Raw genomic sequence first — 19,767 nt, 5'->3', positions numbered from 1 at the left:
TCTCTCAAGTCAATGATGCTCTCATTGCTTACTTCTATTATTCCCTCTGAGTCTGCCTTACAGAAATGTTAAGAAAGATGTGACTAATGGATAGCATCCTTGGGAGAGGGGTTGGGGGTGGGGTGTTAGGGACTTTTGCAAGAGGTCTATTATTAAGGGGAGAGAAGCTGTCGTTGGCAGCTTCTCTCCCCAAGTCGTAGTACTAGAAGCAGTGAAACAGCATCTATTTTCCTTAAACAGTCGATAATGTAAATAAATGTAAAAAATCTTCAGGCAGGACAGAAGTATCTATGCGTGTAATTTTGATGACCGGTAAAGGCGGCGTGGGCAAAACTTCCGTTGCTGCTGCAACTGGACTCCGTTGTGCGGAACTAGGGTATCAGACATTAGTTTTAAGTACAGATCCCGCTCATTCCCTGGCAGACAGCTTTGACATGGAACTGGGACATGCACCCCAAAAAATTCGCCCAAATCTGTGGGGTGCTGAACTGGATGCGCTGCAAGAACTAGAAGGAAACTGGGGTGCTGTGAAACGTTACATTACCCAAGTTTTACAGGCAAGGGGTTTAGACGGCGTACAGGCGGAAGAATTGGCAATTTTACCAGGCATGGATGAGATTTTTGGCTTGGTAAGGATGAAACGCCATTACGATGAAGGTGAGTTTGATGTTTTAATTATCGACTCAGCCCCCACTGGCACAGCACTGCGCTTACTGAGTTTACCTGAAGTTGGTGGCTGGTATATGCGTCGTTTTTACAAACCATTTCAAAACATCTCCGTAGCACTTCGGCCTCTGGTTGAACCTTTTTTTAGACCAATTGCTGGTTTTTCGCTACCAGATAAAGAGGTGATGGATGCACCTTATGAGTTTTATGAACAAATTGAAGCTCTGGAAAAAGTATTAACAGACAATACTCAAACCTCAGTGCGTCTGGTAACAAATCCCGAAAAGATGGTGATTAAAGAGTCTCTGCGTGCCCATGCTTATCTGAGTTTGTATAATGTTGCAACAGATTTAGTAGTGGCTAATCGGATTATTCCTAGCGTTGTCCAAGACCCATTTTTCCAACGTTGGAAGGAAAGTCAGGAGCAATATCGCCAGGAAATTCATGATAATTTTCACCCTCTCCCTGTGAAAGAAGTTCCACTTTTTTCTGAGGAAATGTGCGGATTAGCTTCATTAGAACGCCTGAAGGAAACCCTTTATAAAGATGAAGATCCGACTCAGGTTTATTATAAAGAAACGACCATGAGAGTAGTGCAAGAGGAAAACCAATACAGCTTAGAACTGTACTTACCTGGTATTCCTAAAGACCAAGTTCAACTGAGTAAGAATGGAGACGAATTAAACATTACTATTGGCAACCATCGTCGTAACTTAGTTTTACCGCAAGCCTTAGCAGCACTACAACCAGCAGGGGCAAAGATGGAAGATGACTATCTTAAAATTCGCTTTACTGACAACATAAGAGTTTAAGTTTGTTGCTACGGTAATGTATGACAAAAAGTCCAAACTAAAAAGCAAGAATCTTTTCTTGTAACTAGTACAGACGCAATTATTTTAGCGTCTGTTTTTATGATGTTTGGGTGAATTTTTATAAAAGGTAAATAAATATTTTTATTAATGATTTGCCCGTAGTTTTACTGAAGACAAATTGATTAAATAAATTTCAAAATGGCTTTAGATTTACTTATGCCAGTTTGCAAATTATTAATTTATTTTATCATAAGCAATGACCTCCAACGCTGAACGAGATTTGTCCTTATGTCGTCATGAAGAAAGTTTACTACGCCGCATTACAAACCGTATCCGACGAAGCTTAGAGTTGGAAGAAATTATCACAGTCACAACGGCAGAGGTGCGATCGCTACTAAAAACTGACCGAGTGATGATTTACAAATTTCATGCCGATGGCAGTGGTCAGGTAATTGCTGAGTCAATTTACGAAAATCGGTTGCCGTCACTATTGGGGCTGAATTTCCCTGCGGAGGATATTCCACTCACCGCTCGTGAACTATTTATCAAATCACGAGTGCGTTCTGTTGTGAATGTAGATACTCAAGAGATTGGTGAAATTCACCTTCGTGACTTGGATAATGGAGAAACTATATCAGAAGAGATCCGTTACCGCTCTGTAGACACCTGCCATATTGAATATTTGACGGCAATGGGGGTAAAGTCCTCTGTAGTAGCGCCTATTCTCTATCAAGATCAACTTTGGGGGCTACTGGTGTCTCATAATTCCCAAGCGCGGTTGATTTCAGAATATGAACTAGAAGCAGTACAGATGGTAGTCGATCAGCTGTCAGTGGCGATCGCTCAAAGTACCCTTCTGACTCAAGTCCGCAAAAGAGCCGAACGGGAAGCGATCATTAACCGCATTTCTACCCTGCTGCATTCACTACCGACGATTGTATTACAACCAGCCCTAGAAGCGGCTGTTGCTGCCTTTAATGGTGTTGGTGGCAGGCTTTGCATTAGAAATGCAGCTTTTGATTCCCAGAATAGCAGCGTAACCAGCTTAACAGAATGCTTAATACCAGGAAATAGTTGTATCAAGCTTTATATCTGTGGACAGCAACCTGTGATGCCAGAACAAACTATATATCCACTGATAGAGCAGTATAGTGTCTGGCAGGAACACTATAAGTCTAGTAACTACGATGTTTGGGCGATTTTAGATATACATAAAATTTCTGACTTGCGAAGTTTACAAGTTGCTTTTCAACCAACTAAAATTCGCAGCATATTGATGATCCCACTCCAGTATCGTCAGCAGTTGCTGGGCTATTTAAGTATTTTCCGCAACGAAATAGATACAGAAACTCTATGGGCGGGGCAGTATGACAGCGATCAAAGGCAACTGTACCCCCGACAATCTTTTGAAGTTTGGCGCGAATCTAAAAAAGCACAAGCTCAAAAATGGACGGTTGAAGAGATTGAACTGGCTAAAGACCTCGCTAAACACTTTGCTTCAGCAGTTCAGCAGTATGAACTATACCAACAAGTACAAGTCTTCAATGAAAATTTAGAAAAACAAGTTAAAAGACGCACAGTTGAATTACAACGGACATCTGAACAAGAACAAGCTGTGTTTAAAGTTATTGCCGAGATTCGGGAATCTCTTGACACAGATACTATTTTTCAAACCACTACTAAAGAGGTTTGTCAATTAATTAAAGCCGATCGCGTTTCTGTTTATCGTTTTGATTCTAATTGGGGTGGTGAATTTGTCGGGGATTTCGAGGCTGCTAGTCCATACTGGTCGAATGAGTCCGAACTAGGTATTAATACAATTTGGAATGACACCTACTTACAAGACACACAGGGAGGACGCTACCGCAACAATGAAACATTTGCAGTCGATGACATCTACAAGATGGGGTTTGCTCAGTGTCATATCGACAATCTAGAGCAGTTTCAAATTCACGCTTTTGTGCTTGCTCCAATTTTTGTTGGGCAAAAACTTTGGGGTTTGCTGGCAACTTATCAACACACTGGCCCCCGGCAATGGAAAGCCTCTGAAGTTAACTTTCTCAGTCAGATTGCAGCTCAAATGGGGGTAGCACTCCAGCAAGCAGAATTACTCACTCAGACACGAGAACAGACATTAGATTTACAACAAGCAACAGAACAACAACGGGTATTGTTTGAAGTTGTTGCGAAAGTTAGGGAATCTCTTGACGTAGATGCTATTTTTGAGACAACAACCCAAGAAATCTGTAAATCACTACAAGCCGATCGAGTTGCAGTCTACCGCTTCCAGGCTGATTGGAGTGGTGAATATATCGCTGAATCTGTGGGTGATAGCTGGGTAAAAGTAGTAGGTTCCGACACCAAGACAGTTTGGCAAGATAGCTATTTGCAGGAAACCCAAGGTGGGCGATATCGTCACAATGAAACCTTTCTAGTCGATGATATCTATCAAGCTGGCCACTCTCAATGCCACGTTAAGGCTCTAGAGCAAATTCAAGCAAGGGCATATGCGATCGCACCTATATTTGTCGGACAACAGCTATGGGGCTTGCTAGCAGCTTATCAGAATTCTGCACCCCGCCATTGGGAAGTCTCAGAAACTAAGTTCATCACTCAAATTGCCAATCAACTTGGGGTTGCACTCCAACAAGCCCAATTGCATAATCAAACCAAAGAGCAGACAGAAAAGCTGACTCAAGCTTTGCATGATTTAACGCAAACTCAAACCCAATTGATCCAAACTGAGAAAATGTCCTCACTAGGTCAACTGGTAGCTGGTGTTGCTCACGAAATTAATAACCCCGTGAACTTCATTTATGGCAACATCAATCATGTCAACGATTACGCCCAAGATTTACTCAGTATACTAGACCTCTATTTGCAAAACTGCCCTAACCCCAGCCCTGAGATTCGCGATCGCTCTGAAGAAATAGACTTAGAATTTCTCATGGAGGATTTGCCCAAAACTCTATCTTCCATGAAAGTTGGAATTGATCGCATCCGGCAAATTGTCTTAGGTTTACGGAATTTCTCTCGCCTTGATCAGGCAGAAAAAAAGCCAGTTGATATTCATGAGGGCATTGATAGCACCTTGCTAATTTTGCAGCATCGCTTGAAAGCAAAACCGGAAAGTCCGGCGATTAAATTAGTCAAAGAATACAGTGAGCTTCCCTTAGTAGAGTGTTATGCCGGGCCACTGAATCAAGTATTTATGAATGTTTTAAGCAATGCGATCGATGCTCTAGAAGAATACAAGGAATCTCAATTAAAATCTCATAGCAATCAAATTACTATCCGTACTGCTCTTGGAGAGCTTGAAGGCAATGTCAAGAGCGTAGTAATTCGCATTGCGGACAATGGGCCAGGAATACCGGAGCCTCTAAAGGCAAGAATCTGCGACCCCTTTTTCACTACTAAGCCAGTGGGAAAAGGCACTGGCTTAGGGTTGTCAATTAGTTATCAGATTGTCGTGGATAAACACGGTGGTGTGTTTAAATGTGATTCTCAGCCGGGGTTAGGTACAGAATTTTGGATTGAAATTCCGGTGATACAAATCACCAAATCGCACCATCAACTCCCGTAAGCTGGGGAGCCACCGCCCTAACCTTTTCCCGTTAAGTCTCTCAAGATCGCTGCTAACCCTCACTGTTGTGCGTGCAATTTTAACCCGCTCCGCGTCTAGGCAACCAAGCGCCCAACTAACTGTTAATATCTTGGGTAGCTTGGGTGATTTAGCGCTCATTATGTGAAGCTGAAGGGGATTGAGGACTTCAATAGCCTTGGCAGTTGCCTGGGTGCGGTGTAGATAAGTCAACTGCAATTATACTCAAGAAACCAATCAAGGTCTTCATGCCATCAGCAGTCAGTCTGTATCGCTGCACCTGGCAACCCGATTTCAAGATTTTGTATAATTTCCGGTGTTGGGAAGCTAGTGCTGGGTTTCCCCGACCAAAAAATCCCCAACACCCGAAATGTTGTCAGGTTAGCGATTATACGCTATTTACCACTGTCTGGAAGTGGCGAGGAAATTTGGAGTGCCATTACCACCATGACTACCAACAGCAGGAATTTGCAGTAGACTATCTGTGGCTTTGCCAGTACCATCATTGATCACGTATGTAGAATCACCCGGATGTCCATTTGGAACAAACAGTTGTGGGTGATCAAATGGCGCTTTTTCATAGCGGACTCGCTCATCAGTGAGAGATTTCAGGAAAGCTACCAAGTCATTTTTTTCGGCTTCAGTTAATCCCAACACGGCAAGAGCGCTTTGCTGGCGGAAGTCTCCGCCACGACTGTATAATTCTACGACTTGCTGCAAAGTTAAAGAACCACCATTGTGGAAATAAGGGGCAGTAAGTTCGACATTGCGGAGTCCAGGAGTTTTAAAACTACCATCCGCAAGTATTATGTCGTTAGAGCTAACTGTGGTGTTGGATGGGGAACCGAGAAGTTGCTGGAAAGTTCCCAATAGAGCCAGTCTCGTTTCAGAAAGCGGATTCCCAAATGGGTCATTACCTCCAACACTAACATCTTCTAATGTCGGTCTGATGCCGATATTGAAAAAGCCATTGTCAAAGGCGAATCTGTTAAAATTAGGGATCTTAAGAATCCCAATCCTTTGTTTCTGCACAGAACTCACAGAAGCACTGCTAAGTTCTGCCCCATTATGACAAACGTTGCATTGAGCTTTACCCTCGAACAGTTGTTTCCCCCGTTGCTGTTGCCCAGTTAGGGCAGTGGTGTTTCCTTCCAAGAAGCGATCAAGTGGGGTATCGTTAGCGATGAGCGTAGATTCGTACATTTGAATTGCTAGCCCAAAAAATAGCGAGAAGTTGTACTCTATTAACCTGTACTCATTGGTTTCCAAAGAGCGATCCGGTTTCTTAACAAAAGTTCTGACACCCTTAGCATCAATTTGAATCAGTTGATTAGACTTCCACCACTCCGGCTTGAAGGCATCTTTAATTAGGCGATCATAGCTTTTCTCTCTCAGTCCGGGTTCAGGCCATCTGCTATCTGTACCTAAAACACTGTCCTGTGGATGCACAAGTTGTTTCCCTAGCGGCCTCAGAGGAAATAACTTTTTAGCAAGTTTTCTGGGGAGTTTCTTACCCTTGCCAACGCTGCCGGAATTGTGATCAATTCGTCCGAACTTATCACCTATTTCTTGAAAGGTAAGACCATCAGAAGATTCCTCGAAGGAGCTAAGTGGTGGATCGACTGCTTGAGAAGCTAAAGACGAATTATTGAGACTGATTTTGACAAATTTTAGCTGATTTGGAGTCTGTGCTTTCACGACAGAAGCATGAGAATCTCTCAAACCAAAGGAATTCACTCCATTAAAGATGTTTTGCGCCCTACCGTCCCAAAAGTTGCGGAAGTTAAATACTGCATTAATCGCAGTTGGCGCATTCCGTGGCTCGACGCGACGGACATTTATACCTCCCACCTTAAACACCGGATCTGGTTGAAGCGTTACTTGATCTTCTGCATTACCAGGTATTACATCAACAAACTTGGTATTGATAACTCCTTGGGAGGAGGCGATATCATTCCGGTCAGACACAACTGTTGTCGGATCATTTGGATTTGACAACTTGTGAAAGGGAAAATCTTCTGGCTTGAGCTGGTAGTTCGGGCCACCGCCGACATTAAAAACCGGATCTGGGTTTTCTGTGCGATCAGCGTTGAGCCGCATAAGACCAGGAGATATCTGATTTTTTGATCTGCTGTCGGCTCCGGCATGGAAATGGCAAGTAGCACAGGAGGTTAGTCCATCGCTACCAACTTGCATATCCCAAAAAAGAGCCTTTCCTAACTTAATGGCGGCTACTTTGTCTTTTACAAAGTCTCCAAGATTATCAGGCTCTGGAACCGAAACAGTCTTGAGAGAAGCGAGAGGTGGCAACGCCGTAACTTGAGCAGATACAGTATTTCCAGCTATTACTGCTGCCACAACGATCACAGCAATTGTTATAGTTCTTGACAGTCTTGATACTATCCCGTTAGGTTTTACATAACCAGATTCCCACTTTTTACGCTTTGTATCAGCTGGAAATTTAGATGATGCTCCACGAGACTCTCGGTCATTAAAAGACCATAATTTGAGATTTTTTAGTAAACTCCGAATTCCCTGCTTGATCTGCACCACCATCGATTTGAGCAAAAATCGACCTTTGCCGGTTAGCAGCAAAAACATTGGAAAGGTAGCAAAAAGCAATCCAAAACTTACTATGTGTAAAATTACCATATTTTCATCTCAGAAAACACCTAGCATATTTTACTACTTATCTAAAGCTTTTTACTTATTATCAGCCGTATAAAATTTGACTATTTTTATTTTATTAAAAATAAATAAAGAGGGGAAAAGGTTAGGTTGTATTCATTAGTGACAAGTGAAAAGCGAGTAAATTTTGTCAATCCGTCTAAGTATAGAAATAGATTTGCATAAGAATAATAATCGTAATAGTGGGGAGAGAGGCAAGCGTCGCTTGCCTTAAAATCTTAAGCCAAGCGGATTAGACATTTCCTAAAATGGCGTAGGCACAATTCATGAATTGTGCCTACCAAGGATTTTGAGCAACGCAGAGTTAATTTTTGCAGATGTCTATTGGGTAATAAAGCGTTTGTTGAGTTTATACCATTGTTTTTAACTTCTAAGTTGCACGGGCATAGCTAAATAGGTCATTTTCAAACCGCCCAGTGGTGTAAAAATCACTGGAGTTAGGCTTTGATTCAAATGCATTTGAATTTCGGAAGATGGTAACTCTTTCAAGCCTTCCATCAAATATTTAATGTTAAAGGCAATCTCAATATTTTCCCCCGAAATTTGTGCCGGCATTGACTCTCTCCCACTGCCCACATCTTGAGCTTCACATGATAAGGTAATTTCTTGAGCTTCGCTATCAATACTGAGCTTGACAATATTATTTTTCTGATCGGCTAGCACAGCAATCCGCTCCAAAGTGCTGACAAATTGTCGCCGTTCAATTGTCACTTGTCGCTCAAATTGGCGCGGGATTAGTTGTCGATATGCAGGATATTGTCCTTCTAATGTGCGACTAGTCAAGCGTTGATTTTGCCATGCAAACACAACTTGACCTTGATCGAAGTATAAAGCTACTGGTTCATCTGATGAGGCGCTATGAGCTAGCATTCGTTGGAGTTCGCGTAATGCTCTAGCGGGTACTGTCACTTCAAGTTGACTAGTTCCGCCTAGAGGACGCTCGTTGCTTGTTTCTACCACTGCTAGGCGATGTCCGTCGGTAGCTGCAAATTCTAGGGTATCTTGTTTAACTGTTAAATGCACTCCAGTGAGTACTTGCTTGGTTTCATCAGCACTGGTAGCAAACAATGAACCGCGTAAGCCCTCAATTAATGCGGTGGTGGTAAGATAGATTACTTCGGTATTTTCAATTACAGGTAGTTCGGGAAATTCTTCAGGCCCCATTGCTCGGACTTGGTAATGTCCACTCTTAGGTGTGAGTGTGACAATTAAACCTTCTCCGCCGGGTGTTGCACCTGTGAGGGGGGATTCATCGTCTAGAGTGATTTCGCCTTCTGGAAGACGAGAGGTGATGTCTACAAGTAACTTAGCAGGAAGTGCGATCGCACCTCCTTGCCATACCTCTGCGTTAAAGCTGGTGCGGATTCCCAAGCTGAGATCAAAGGCTGTTAAACTGACTTGGTTAGTTTCAGCATCCGCTTGTAACAGCACATTGGCAAGTACTGGATGAGTTGGTCGTGAAGGTACAGCACGACTGACGAGTGAGAGATTTGTACTGAGATCGCTTTGGGAGCAAACTAATTTCATAAGTCAGATTCAGCTGGTGAAGGATATCGTAACATCCTTATTGTTTATAGGCGATCGCTCCTACGCTTCAGACTTGTGAAAATTTAAACGTTTGCAGCTAATGTTGCTTTATTTATAAGAAACGCTTAAGTATTTCTTGCAAATATATAAGTAGTTGCTGCAAACGCTTAATACTTTGCAACAATTGCTCTTTTATGTATAAGAAACGCTTAAGTATTTCTTGCAAATATATAAGTAGTTGCTGCAAACGCTTAATACTTTGCAACAATTGCTCTTTCATGTATAAGAAACGCTTAAATCATTGCAGCAATTGTTGTAATGAACTTATTCTTTTATTCACTACTTGAATAAAAGAATAATTTAAGTGAAATTAACTAAATTTTTGGAGATGCGATGTCTATGAGGGGCTGCGCCTACGCAACCGATTTGCTATATTTACTCATGACAATTAAACATTTTTTGTATAAAACAGTACTATATTCTTACTAGCAGAGATGCATCATGGCACGTCGTAAAAGAAATTCTAGCGTTTTAGAACGAGCCGATCGCCGCATTGAAAGTTTACAATCTATCAGCGTAGAACTTGACTTTGGAGAAGGATTGACTATACAAGCTTACATTATGACAATTAACGATCTACGGTCTAAGCTTGCTGCCTACAATACTGCTTTATCCTCCATTGACAAACTCACAGATGACGTAAAGAACGCAGAACAGGCTGTAATCGCAATATCAGAAAAAATGTTACTAGGAGTTGCCAGCCGTTACGGTAAAACCAGTCAGGAATACGAGATGGCGGGTGGTGCGCGACGAGGTAATACCAAAAAGAAGCGAGGCGCATCAGGCAATTCTAAACTCACTAATCCTTTAACAATTGATTCTGTTAAGCTTTCTTCTGTAAATGGATCTATGAATGGGGCATCGCCTGCGATCGTAAGTTAGCTAAAATCCAATAGGGAATAGCACTAAGTTAAGATACAGCATTCAGTGGCTTGACCAGAGGCAGAACCTCTCGGAATACATTCCCAGCCCGGAGGCTGGGAACGAGGCGAAAATCAAGGTTTTTAACCCGCGGAGGCGGGTTTTGTCTGTGTAGCCGCGACTTCCAGTCGCCCGGTGTACTACGCAAACATACTATAATTTGTGGAAAGCCTAATTTATCCTACTGCTAAAGACGCAAAATGACATTATATATTCTAAATACTGCTGGGATGTTGAAGTTACTAAAGCAATAGAACGCCACGAAATTGGAGAGGCTTGCGTCATTCCCATTATTCTGCGAAAGGTTTCTTGGCAATCAGCACCATTTGCTAGACTACAAGCTCTGCCCAAAAATGCCCTACCTGTTAAGTCTTGGAATAATCAAGATGATGCATTCACGAATATAGCTGAGGTTGCTCCCAAACAATTTGCTCAAGCCCCAAGTCTGACCAAGTTTGATTTTGTGCAGTTTCACAACGAATTGGCATTAAGTAAGTTAACGACCTGTGGAAAACTTGTGGAAAAACTCAAGTACTTTTCCACAAGGTAATTATACTTAATTAAGTTTTATGAGTAATATCTTAAGTTTTCCACAGATTTATCCACAAAAAGTAAGATTTTTTCCACAATCTAAGTTAAATTTAATCAATTTTTATACGTTACTTAATATTCTCGACTAATTATTCAGCAGTCAATGGCTAATGATCATAGTGCTGGTTGTGGAAAACTTAAAATACATCTTCAGGATGATTTTTGAGAACGGCTAGTTATATTGATGCGATCGCTCAGTTGGCGGATTGTTTGTGCTAAAGTGCGATCGCTCTGGTGGAGTTGGGTAATTTTATCGCAACTATAAATCACCGTTGTATGATCTTTACCACCAAACTCCTCTCCAATTCTCGGCAAACTCAAAGACGTGTGTTGCCGCATAAGATACATTCCTATCTGACGCGCCCAGCTAATCTCTCTTCGTCGTGAGTTACCTTTAAGGTCGTCTATTGAAACATCAAAATTATCCGCCACAACCTTTAAAATAGCTTCTGGGGTAGCAGCCATTTTTTCGTTAGGCGGTTCTAAAACTGGTGTGATATTTTCCACTGTCATCGGTAAGCCCCAAATGGAAATATAAGCCACCGCCCGAATTAAAGCTCCTTCTAATTCTCTAATATTAGAAGTATAGTTAGAAGCAATATACTCAATCACGTCGCGGGGAAGACGAATATTTTCATCCTCGGCTTTTTTCTGCAAAATTGCCATTCTAGTTTCTAAATCCGGCTTTTGGATATCTGCGATTAACCCCATAGAAAACCGAGAACAAAGACGTTCTTGTAAGCTAGGAATCTGGTTAGGAGGACGATCGGAAGCAATCACAATTTGTTTACCAGCTTCATGTAAAGTATTAAAAGTATAAAAAAATTCTTCTTGAGTGTATTCCTTGCCTTCTAGAAACTGAATATCATCAACTAATAAAACATCGGCGGCTCGGTAATGTTCTCGAAAACTTTGCATACTATCCTTCCGAATCGCTGTAATTAAATCATTAGTAAACTGCTCAGTAGAAACATAAAATATTTTGCAATCAGGAGAAATTTCCCAGCGATAGTGACCAATAGCCTGCATAAGATGAGTTTTACCTAAACCTACACCACCGCATAAAAATAAAGGATTAAACTCCCTACCTGGAGATTCTGCAACTGCCAAAGAAGCAGCGTGAGCCATCCGATTGTTGGCACCAACTACAAATCGTGAAAAGACATATTTAGAGTTTAATTCAGTAGTTTTTTGATTGTGATTAGGAACAGTTTCAGAAGTAGTGCTGGGATTGGGTGATTCCCAAGAAACCTCTCGTTCACTAAAATGAGAAACTTCATCACCTTGAGCAACGGTAATGTAAATTCCTACAGGATGACCCAGAATATCTTGTACTACATGAGCAATGGTATTGATGTAATACTTTTGTAACCAATTACGAGCAAATGGGTTAGGAGTGCGGATTACCAAGCAATTATTTTCTAATCGCTCTGCACTAGCAGTTTTGATCCAAGTTTCAAAGGTCGGTCGGGATAGTTCAACCTGTAGGCGCTCTAGTACCTGACTCCACAGACTTTCTATGGGAATTTCCATTATCCACCACCTTTGCTGCTAATCGTCACAATAGAAGATAAAGCACCAATTTAGCATCCAGACACGCTAGACCTAGAATAAGCTTTTAAGTTGTAATCATTTTGGGCCATACCCGGTAGGCAAGATCCTAACACCACCGATTGATACGGAGAAGCAACGACACATGAAGACAACAAACCATCACTTAACACCCAAAAATATTCATCCCAGGGGTTTGCCCCACAGATGGAGAGCAGATAATATTCTGGGAATGCTCTCATATGGGGTAGCAGTGGTGTTCTTGGGGAGCTGCTCTCTTCTACCTGCTAAGACCTTTGAGACTCGACAAAGCGACACTCAAGCCGAAAAGACAATAGAACCCAATCCGGTAATTGTCCCCCCGCCGATTTTCTCGTCGTCTGGAGATCCTAATTTTATAGTAAAAGTTGTGCAACAGGTGGGGCCTGCGGTAGTTCGCATTGATTCTTCCCGAACAATCACTTCTCGCGTACCAGACGAATTTAACGATCCATTTTTACGGCGGTTTTTTGGAGAAGCAGCGCCACAACCTAGACAACGTGTAGAGCGGGGTAGCGGCTCTGGATTTATCATTAATTCTTCAGGTCAAATTGTGACGAATTCCCATGTGGTAGATGGTGCTGATAGAGTGACTGTCACACTTAAAGATGGCCGGACTTTTGATGGTAAAGTTTTGGGTGAAGACCCAGTAACAGATGTGGCTACGATCAAAATTGATGCTAATAATCTGCCAACTCTATCTGTGGGTAACTCCGATGCCTTGCAACCAGGAGAAGCAGTAATAGCTATTGGCAACCCGTTAGGCTTGAATAATACCGTCACTTCTGGGATTATTAGTGCTACAGGTCGTTCTAGTAGCGACATCGGTGCTAGCGACAAGCGGGTTGATTACATCCAAACTGATGCTGCGATTAACCCTGGTAACTCCGGTGGGCCATTGCTAAATAGTCGTGGCCAGGTGATTGCCATGAACACAGCTATTATCCGAGGCGCTCAAGGTTTGGGATTTGCTATCCCCATTAATACTGTACAAAAAATTGCCCAAGAATTAATTGCTACTGGTAAGGTGGATCATCCTTATTTGGGTGTTCAGATGGTGACATTGACACCAGAAAATAAAGAAAGAATCAAAAATATAGCAGGCGATCGCTTAAATATTACAGCAGATGACGGCGTTTTGCTAGTTGAGATTGTGCCGCGATCGCCTGCATCTGTAGCTGGACTACGAGTCGGTGATGTGATTAAAAGCATTAATAGCCAGCCTGTTACTAAAATTGAAGAAGTACAAAAGCTAGTAGAAAAGAGCAAAATCGGTACGAAGTTACCAATAGAAGTGGAACGGAATGGGCAAATTGTCCAACTAGGAATCCAACCTGCTCCTTTGCCCGTGAGACGTGAAGGATGATGTTAGGAGTAGAGACGCGATTAATCGCGTCTGTACAGGTGTTAGGAGTAGAGACGCGATTAATCGCGTCTGTACAGGTGTTAGGAGTAGAGACGCGATTAATCGCGTCTGTACAGGAGTTAGGAGTAGAGACGCGATTAATCGCGTCTGTACAGGAGTTATAAAAATTCCCCCAATGCCCCAAAGGAGTTTTATCATGACTGAATTAGCGCCAATCATTCAATTAGGCAATCCAACATTGCGCCAAAAAGCTGCTTGGGTTGACAATGTTCAAGATGAGCATATCCAAAAATTAATTGAAGACTTAATCGCCACTGTTGCCAAGGCTAACGGCGTGGGAATTGCTGCGCCTCAAGTAGCACAATCCTATCGTTTATTTATTGTGGCTTCCCGTCCTAATGCCAGGTATCCCAATGCCCCGGAAATGGAACCTACTGCCATGATTAATCCCAAAATCATTGCTCATTCAACTGAAGTTGTCAAAGATTGGGAAGGTTGTTTAAGTGTTCCAGGAATTAGGGGGTTAGTTCCTCGGTATACATCTATTGAAGTGGAATACACTGACTGTCAAGGCAATTTACAAAAGCAAGAATTAACCGATTTTATCGCTCGAATTTTTCAACACGAGTATGATCATCTCGACGGTATCGTATTTGTAGATCGCCTAGAGAACACTCTCGATATGATCACTGAACAGGAATATCAACAACGAGTAGTTAACAAATAAATGGGAGTGAGGAGTGGTGTAGAACAATCTTGAATATTAGGAATTACGTTAGCGTAGCGGTAGCGAGTCCATGAGCGTGATTACGAATTATTTAAGCGTGTGATTCACAAACTCACTCATCCCGCCACAATTGATATAGCCGCGTTGCTGGCAGAGTCATATATAAAACATCGCCAACACTGAGGTTAGTTTCTAGTAAATCCCAACCATGAAGGGTTTGGTGATTAGTCTCTACGTACAAAGGTACACAGTCAGTAGACATGGCTACATCTTTCACCCACTGACCACAAAAGGCGTGTGAAGCTGTAATCACAGTCGCAAAAGCTACCCAAAGACTATCCGCTGTGATGCCATTGCCAAGGATGCGTCCCCCTAGTGCAGCAGCAGCAAAAGCTGGGGCTGCTAGTTCAGCCGGACTCAGTACGGCCTCGAAGCCAAATAGCTGTTGCGCTATGCCGGCAAAATCGGGATCGGCATAATTAACAATCACCGGAATGTTGGGTGTCAAGCCTTTGGCTTTGAGGGCAATTTCCAGATTGGTAGCATCATTGTTAGTAACAGCAAGCACTGCGGCGGCAGACTCTATATTGCTGGCTTTAAGTATTGTGCGGAAGCTGGCATCGCCCTGAATGACGGGGATACCCAGTTCGCGGGCGGTGTTGACATATTTGTTGTTGGAGTCGGGTTCAACTACTACAATTTCATGTCCGCTAGCATGGAGTTGCTGGACAATTCTCACCCCAATACCACTCAAGCCACAGACAATGTAGTGATGTCGCTGGGGAATTCGGGCTGCATCCCAAAATTGCTTAAAGCGGCTTCCTAAGACAAAATCGGTGAGCATTGCGTACCAAATACCAATCACCACTGCTCCAACCAGCATCATCACAACGGTAAATAACTTAATACTGTTAGGAGCATTTTCTACTACTTTGTCATTACCACCTGCTCCAGTAATCATGCCTACAGAAAAATATAGAGCATCGACAGGAGACAAACTCGACTCAGCCGACGTATAGGTGAGTGTAGCGATCGCAATAACCGCCAATAGTACAACACCACCCATGACTACCGATCGCCCGTGTTGCTGAAACTGTCTAAGATTAGTCAGGACTTTCAGCAGTTTTTTAATCAATGATCTCCGGGGGGAACGGGTGCGGGGTTGTGTACCAATAATTAAGCGATCGCCTACTTGTATCTCTTGTCCAGATATTACAGCTGACACCAAATCCATCTCACCTTTGACTGGCAAGTAATAAATTAGCATCCGCGATCGGTCTGACCACAATTCACTCAGCTTTCGACCTTTCCAGAAGTGGTTTTCATCAATGTATTCTTCATGAATTGGCCAAGTTTGCTGAAATAATTTGATTTGCCCGATCGCTCGGTTTCCCAGTGCTGCAAAGGTGAATACAGGTGCTGCTAATCCCACAACACTCATACTCAAATGATCTGACAAACTTTGATCTAGGCGCTCCCCCAAATTTGTATTATAAAAACGGTTGATAATCCGAATCTGGGGATTCAGCACTCGCGCTTGCATCATAATAGACAAATTCAGAGCATCTTTAGATCCAGCGATTACTAAAGTGTCTGCCTGTTGAATTCCGGCTGCTGTTAGGGTAGAAGCTGCTTGTAAATCACCAACAATCACATCTGGTGCTGTTTCGCCAGGGATAGATTGATGATGAATGCCAACAACGAAGGCTCCCTGATGTCTCAGCAGACGAAAGGTTTTATATCCGGTACGTCCTAAGCCACAAACAATAATTCGGGGTTTCATGAAACGGCAGCATCTTTTATAGTTAAAGCTGCATTTCTAGTTATTCATCAATATTGTTGCCCACTTTCCTGGAATATAACTGTAGCTGACAACACGATTGTTTTAATTGGACAAAAAGGATTATCAGTCCAAAGCCCTTTGCGGTTCGTTCATCATATAGTTCTGACTTTCGACATTCCGTGAAAACTCAGGGCAGGCGATCGCATAAAAGCAGTGCGCTTTACACCGTCACTACTTTGAGCGCCTTGTATACAGATGTTAAAAGAAATGCTTTTCTATTATTAATGCAGCAATTTAGAACATAAATCATGTCGTCAGTCACGATTAACCTGCCAGAAGAAGTATTTAGTGCCCGTCGCCTTTCTCCAGAAGAATTTGTGCGCGATATGCGCCTTGCTGCTGCTATCTACTGGTATCAGAAGCAGGAAATCTCAATGGAGAAAGCAGCCTCAGTTGCTGGCTTAAACCGCCGAGACTTTCTAGCCGTCCTAGCCCGTGAACAAGTAGATGTCTTTGCTGTTGATTTTGATGATTTGCAGAGCGAGTTAAACCGTGGCTGAACTGCCTGTTATCAACACATCCCCACTAATTTTTTTGACCAAAGGCGGCTTTCTTGATTTGTTGCTCCTAATGGGATCATCCAGAATTACTTCTGTACCTGGATTTACATAGCCCCAGGTCAGTACGGCTGACTCACCTAGACCCAAATCCCAGTTTTGAATCACATTTGGGACAGGTGGTGTTTCTTCTACAACTAACCAATCAGTATTGTTGAGCGCCACTGCTGTTACGTCTATTTCTCCATACGCTTGAATCTCTGCGGCTACAGCATCAGGAACAATAATTGATGATTTAGCAGCCCGTCGTTGTGCTGCCGCTTTGGGGATTCCGGTACGGGGGACATTAGGCATCGTTATTACCGCCAAACAACGAGGGATGATTCCGGCTGCACGTCCAGTTTTAGAACAATTGCGCCTGTGTGGTATGTATTTATCTGACCGCGTGATAAATCTTGCATTGGCATTGGTAGGGGAATAGATACGTTTGCTCCCACAGCATAATTGGGAATTTGCCTGAAATCACTGTAATACTTTTTCACAGTATTTATCGGGTCTACTGTCACTCCATAATTTAACCAGGAAGCTAAAGCAGCTATTGCTTGTACACGCAGGATTAGTTCATTGGGTTTAAAAATAGTAGAGTTTTTTTAGCCAGGGTTTTAAACAGGCAATAAAAGAAAAATATGGCAACTTTTGTAGGTTATGATACGCTATCTGCTTGAGAAGTGTGGAGGAACCGAAAATGACTAAGCTGCGCGTGGGGTTACTGTTTGGCGGTCGTTCGGGAGAACATGAAGTTTCGATCAACTCAGCACGGGCGATCGCTAAAGCTTTAAGTGCAGAGCAAAATGCTAGTAAGTACGAAATACTGCCTTTTTACATCCAGAAAGATGGACGCTGGCTAGCGGGAGAAGCACCCCAAAAGGTTTTAGCAACCGGCAGTCCGCTACTCGAATCTGAACAATCGACTTCTGAGGGACATCTGACATCCAACCCTCAAGCCCAAACCCTCAGCAAGTGGCAATCTCCCTCTCAAGTTGCCCAAGTGGATGTTTGGTTTCCTATTCTCCACGGCCCCAACGGTGAAGACGGGACAATTCAAGGGTTACTCACTTTGATGCAAGTCCCCTTTGTTGGTTCTGGGGTGTTAGGTTCGGCAATGGGAATGGATAAAATTGCCATGAAAATGGCTTTTGAGCAAGCGGGACTAGCACAGGTAAAATACAAGGCGATAACTAGAGCGCAAGTTTGGTCTAATCCTTGCGTGTTTCCGAAATTGTGTGATGAAATTGAGGCAGCATTAGGTTATCCTGCTTTTGTCAAGCCTGCTAATTTGGGTTCATCAGTGGGTATTGCCAAAGTGCGATCGCGCCAAGAATTAGAAGCCGCTTTAGATAATGCTGCCAGTTATGACCGCAGGCTAGTTGTAGAAGCTGGTGTCGTCGCCAGAGAAGTCGAGTGTGCCGTTTTAGGTAATGATCAACCCCAAGCCTCTGTCATTGGAGAGATTACATATGACAGCGATTTTTACGATTATGAAACTAAATATACTGAGGGTCGGGCAGATTTACTGATACCTGCGCCGATTCCAGATGCGATCGCCCGTCAAATTCAGGACATGGCTTTGCAAGCTTTTGCAGCTGTTGACGCTGCGGGGTTAGCAAGGGTAGATTTTTTCTACGTGGAAGCGACAAAAGAAGTTTTGATTAACGAAATCAATACCTTACCAGGCTTTACTGCTACGAGTATGTATCCCCAACTATGGGCCCATAGTGGAGTCTCCTTTCCAGAATTAGTTGATCGGTTAATTCAACTTGCTGTTGAAAGGCATTCTCCTAGTTAAGGGAGAAAATAAGCGAACTGATTTCAGATTATTACGGCAAAAAGTTACAAGAAATACAGAATTCTGGCAAAAGTTAGCCTGATTTGGTAGCCTATATTTTACAAAAAAGCTACTTGAATCTGAACTTTTGTTACGGATACCTGATGCTTGACTCCTCCAGTACAATTTATTGACTAGAGGGGTACAAATCTGAAAGTAATCATGGAAAAAAGTCAGAGTGTACAGCGCGAGCCAACCCAATTAAGAAGGGCTACTCCAGAGCTGACAAACAAAAAATCGAGATTAAAACAAAGCTCGAATGTTCTGATATATCTGGTTGCACATCATCCTTGGCTATTGTTAACTGGGTGTTTAGCCATGTTTTTAGGAGGTGGTGCCTTTGCCCTGTATAGCTTAGGTAATGCTGGCCAGGTAGCACAAGAAGAACCAGAAAAAATCCCAGTTATAGTTGAAGAACCAATCAGTGTGCCCTCTGAGAATAGTAATCCTACACCTTTATGGATGGTGGCTGCGATCGTCCTTAGCTGTGGTAGTGGTTGCTTGCTCATTTTCAGACTGCTCAACCGGAAAGCGCAACCGCAAAAAGTCCAAAAACAGATTAACCGCCATCAGACACGCTTGGCACAGAGCCATTACCAAAGATTGGAACCACGCCTTCCCAAGAACCAGCCAATTTTTGTGCCACAGCGACAACTGATGCCGATTATGCAGACGCAACCTAAAGCAAAACAGCTGGTGACGGTTTTGCCAGCAGAACACAAGCACCACTTGGATACGCGCCCAGACTCTTTGGCAGACTTGATGGATCTTCGTAAAGATAGTTCATTGTCTGCAATTTTACGCCAGTATTAAATTTCCTGTAAAGCAAAAACCTTTCAAGATAATACTTTTTGCGAATTAGGGCACGGTTCTACCGTGCCTTTACTAATATTTATGTCTATAGGACTCCTATTTGATTTTTGAAAAAACTCCGTACATCTGGAGAGTAGCGAAATCAAAGGTAGTGTGTCGGATAAACCACTCAAACATCCA

At 42.7% G+C, this 19,767-nt stretch carries 16 protein-coding genes; 10 read left to right on the top strand and 6 right to left on the bottom strand.

From position 1 onward, the window contains the following. Window positions 1-290 precede the first annotated feature (290 nt). The gene (locus V7K30_RS18995; protein WP_335001856.1) at window positions 291-1,478 is read left to right on the top strand and encodes a TRC40/GET3/ArsA family transport-energizing ATPase; all 1,188 of its coding nucleotides are present in this window, start codon (window positions 291-293) and stop codon (window positions 1,476-1,478) included. 256 nt (window positions 1,479-1,734) lie between these two features. Continuing rightward, window positions 1,735-5,061, top strand: a complete 3,327-nt coding sequence (locus V7K30_RS18990) for a GAF domain-containing protein (RefSeq protein WP_335001855.1) — start codon at window positions 1,735-1,737, stop codon at window positions 5,059-5,061. Window positions 5,062-5,478: 417 nt separating this feature from the next. Here V7K30_RS18990 and V7K30_RS18985 read toward each other — a convergent pair whose 3' ends face one another. The 3 genes from V7K30_RS18985 to V7K30_RS18975 form a co-directional block, all read right to left on the bottom strand. Further along, window positions 5,479-7,731 carry a cytochrome-c peroxidase gene (locus tag V7K30_RS18985; protein WP_335001854.1) on the bottom strand — a complete coding sequence of 751 codons (2,253 nt, stop codon included), beginning with the start codon at window positions 7,729-7,731 and terminating at the stop codon, window positions 5,479-5,481. Between the two features lie 399 nt (window positions 7,732-8,130). Beyond that, window positions 8,131-9,294 carry a DNA polymerase III subunit beta gene (gene dnaN / locus V7K30_RS18980; protein ID WP_335001852.1) on the bottom strand — a complete coding sequence of 388 codons (1,164 nt, stop codon included), beginning with the start codon at window positions 9,292-9,294 and terminating at the stop codon, window positions 8,131-8,133. A gap of 112 nt (window positions 9,295-9,406) precedes the next feature. Further along, window positions 9,407-9,574: a hypothetical protein gene (locus tag V7K30_RS18975; protein ID WP_335001850.1), complete on the bottom strand. Its 168-nt coding sequence runs from the start codon at window positions 9,572-9,574 to the stop codon at window positions 9,407-9,409. A gap of 221 nt (window positions 9,575-9,795) precedes the next feature. Between V7K30_RS18975 and V7K30_RS18970 the strand changes: the two genes are divergently transcribed. Next, window positions 9,796-10,236: a hypothetical protein gene (locus V7K30_RS18970; RefSeq protein WP_335001848.1), complete on the top strand. Its 441-nt coding sequence runs from the start codon at window positions 9,796-9,798 to the stop codon at window positions 10,234-10,236. Between the two features lie 780 nt (window positions 10,237-11,016). Here V7K30_RS18970 and dnaA read toward each other — a convergent pair. Continuing rightward, on the bottom strand, window positions 11,017-12,399 hold the full coding sequence (gene dnaA, locus V7K30_RS18965; RefSeq protein WP_335001846.1) for a chromosomal replication initiator protein DnaA: 1,383 nt from the start codon (window positions 12,397-12,399) through the stop codon (window positions 11,017-11,019). A gap of 163 nt (window positions 12,400-12,562) precedes the next feature. Between dnaA and V7K30_RS18960 the strand changes: the two genes are divergently transcribed. The 3 genes from V7K30_RS18960 to def are packed head-to-tail and all read left to right on the top strand — an operon-like array spanning window position 12,563 to window position 14,549. Further along, complete coding sequence (locus V7K30_RS18960; RefSeq protein ID WP_335001844.1) at window positions 12,563-13,822, top strand: HhoA/HhoB/HtrA family serine endopeptidase; 1,260 nt, start codon at window positions 12,563-12,565, stop codon at window positions 13,820-13,822. Beyond that, window positions 13,819-13,986, top strand: coding sequence for a hypothetical protein (locus V7K30_RS18955; RefSeq protein ID WP_335001842.1), 168 nt, complete (start codon window positions 13,819-13,821; stop codon window positions 13,984-13,986). Before V7K30_RS18960 ends, V7K30_RS18955 begins: the two co-directional genes overlap by 4 nt. Window positions 13,987-14,018: 32 nt before the next feature. Further along, window positions 14,019-14,549, top strand: coding sequence for a peptide deformylase (def, locus tag V7K30_RS18950; protein WP_335001840.1), 531 nt, complete (start codon window positions 14,019-14,021; stop codon window positions 14,547-14,549). Window positions 14,550-14,661: 112 nt separating this feature from the next. On the opposite strand, the gene V7K30_RS18945 is transcribed toward def, so the two are convergent. Further along, window positions 14,662-16,332, bottom strand: coding sequence for an NAD-binding protein (locus V7K30_RS18945; RefSeq protein WP_335001838.1), 1,671 nt, complete (start codon window positions 16,330-16,332; stop codon window positions 14,662-14,664). Between the two features lie 308 nt (window positions 16,333-16,640). Between V7K30_RS18945 and V7K30_RS18940 the strand changes: the two genes are divergently transcribed. Continuing rightward, on the top strand, window positions 16,641-16,892 hold the full coding sequence (locus V7K30_RS18940) for a UPF0175 family protein (RefSeq protein ID WP_335001836.1): 252 nt from the start codon (window positions 16,641-16,643) through the stop codon (window positions 16,890-16,892). On the opposite strand, the gene V7K30_RS18935 is transcribed toward V7K30_RS18940, so the two are convergent. After that, on the bottom strand, window positions 16,878-17,243 hold the full coding sequence (locus V7K30_RS18935; protein ID WP_335001834.1) for a hypothetical protein: 366 nt from the start codon (window positions 17,241-17,243) through the stop codon (window positions 16,878-16,880). The genes V7K30_RS18940 and V7K30_RS18935 overlap by 15 nt on opposite strands. A 25-nt stretch (window positions 17,244-17,268) precedes the next feature. On the opposite strand from V7K30_RS18935, the gene V7K30_RS18930 reads away from it, so the two are divergent. The 3 genes from V7K30_RS18930 (at window position 17,269) to V7K30_RS18920 (ending at window position 19,587) form a co-directional block, all read left to right on the top strand. Continuing rightward, window positions 17,269-17,370 carry a DUF3368 domain-containing protein gene (locus V7K30_RS18930; RefSeq protein ID WP_335001832.1) on the top strand — a complete coding sequence of 34 codons (102 nt, stop codon included), beginning with the start codon at window positions 17,269-17,271 and terminating at the stop codon, window positions 17,368-17,370. Between the two features lie 264 nt (window positions 17,371-17,634). After that, window positions 17,635-18,735 (top strand): D-alanine--D-alanine ligase family protein, encoded by a 1,101-nt coding sequence (locus V7K30_RS18925; protein WP_335001830.1) that lies wholly within the window; start codon window positions 17,635-17,637, stop codon window positions 18,733-18,735. Window positions 18,736-18,936: 201 nt separating this feature from the next. After that, entirely contained in the window at window positions 18,937-19,587 is a 651-nt protein-coding gene (locus V7K30_RS18920) for a hypothetical protein (protein WP_335001828.1), read from the top strand. Window positions 19,588-19,767: the final 180 nt, after the last annotated feature.

This window comes from Nostoc sp. (assembly GCF_036917655.1).
In the GTDB taxonomy this organism is placed as follows: Bacteria; Cyanobacteriota; Cyanobacteriia; order Cyanobacteriales; family Nostocaceae; genus Nostoc.
This window is presented reverse-complemented; position numbering and strand designations above follow the sequence as displayed.